At 28.8% G+C, this 1499-nt stretch carries 1 protein-coding gene; it reads right to left on the reverse strand.

Going from position 1 to position 1499, the window contains the following annotated elements; translation table 11 throughout:
* Positions 1-96 precede the first annotated feature (96 nt).
* The gene (locus A3M9_RS14940) at positions 97-1350 is read right to left on the reverse strand and encodes a transposase (protein WP_027309431.1); all 1254 of its coding nucleotides are present in this window, start codon (positions 1348-1350) and stop codon (positions 97-99) included.
* Positions 1351-1499 lie beyond the last annotated feature (149 nt).

The raw sequence follows: 1499 nt of genomic DNA on the forward strand, positions 1-1499 counted from the left end.
AAATGGTATTCCGCCATCCCTGTAGATTATAAAAATAGTTATAACTCCCCCTACCCCAAGAAATTTAAATAATTAATTTCCAATTTTATTGTTGCATTAAGTTTTTTCAAATACTGGGTTATTCCAGGTATCTTCTATTGTAAATCTCTCATCTCTTATATCCTCAATAATATTTATTTGAAGCATTCTTTTCTTTCTAAAACCTCTAATACATCTAAAAAAATATAACTGCATAAGATTAAATGCTATAATTATAAACATTAGCACTGTTTCTACGCCCGTAGGGCTATGAAGAAAGCAATGGTCTAAATGCCATCCTGTTTTAAGTTGATGAAAAGCATTGTTTTCAATATCCCATCTCTTGTGCATTATTTCCCATAAAGTTTGTGATGAAGTAAATTTATCTGTTGTTATAATCCAAGCTTCTTTAATTTCTATTTTATCTCCATTATGTATTTCTTCGACAAACCTTATAAATCTAACTTTAACAGTTGCATCAGCCATTTCAAAATTATCTTCATCCCAAGCTTTAATTTTGGTATATTTTTTATTCCCTTGTTTTATAATCCATTCTTTATTAGCCTCACGGCACTTAAATAATGCTAATGCGTCCTTTACAATATGAAGTCTTTCATCCTTAACTCTTACTACGGCATTCATTCCTATAGATAGAACTTCTTTTATCCATGTAGATTTACAAAATAAGGCGTCAGCTACTATTATATCTGCAAAATGATGATATTTCTTGTATAAATCGTTAATTAGTCTTTTTGCTCCTGTAATTTCACCTTCATCTTTATCTGAACTATCACTTTTAGGCTCAAGCATTTCTGCACCTAATATAATATGTGGATCAGAACCTACTGTTGAACAAATTACAGCTCTATGAAAATAATGTGTAATACCATCCCTATGTTTTCGTGAAAGGCATTTTTCACAACATTTTTTAGTACTTTCAAACAACTCTACACCATCTATAGCAACTACTTTTAATCCATCTATAGTTCCATTTCGAAATACTTTGTTTTTAATGGCAGTTTTTATTATATCTCTATGAATATTTTTTAAACCTTCTAAATCAAAATCACTCAAACAACGCCTAACGGCGTCAATTCGAGGTATCTTAGTGTTTTTAGGTAGTATCTTTTTAAATTTACCTTTTTTAAGCCAATGATCTAATTTATTAAAACTCCTTATTTGAAGCATAAATGCAAATAAAACTATAAAAGTAATCGTCGAGATTTCAAATGGAGATTTAAATCTTTTTTTATTTAAGGTATTGATTTTTTCTCCAAGATGATATACTTTAGAAAAGTAAGTGAGCATTTGTTTTAAATAACTTTTGTTCATTTCATCAGCATCCTTTTTATGTTTGTTTGTGGCAAAACTATTATAAAAAGGATGCTTTCTTTATGCAAATTTTTTCTCTATATTTTCCAGTAAAAATCGGAAAATACCTAATTTCTACTTACTATTTCTTAACCCTTATAAATCAACGG

Source organism: Caloramator sp. ALD01, from assembly GCF_000472625.1.
Classification (GTDB): Bacteria; Bacillota; Clostridia; order Clostridiales; family Caloramatoraceae; genus Thermobrachium; species Thermobrachium proteoclasticum.

What these genes read in the sequence shown, in the direction of transcription:
- A3M9_RS14940 (WP_027309431.1), bottom strand. Translation starts at nt 1,350, where the DNA reads ATGAACAAAAGTTATTTAAAACAAATGCTCACTTACTTTTCTAAAGTA.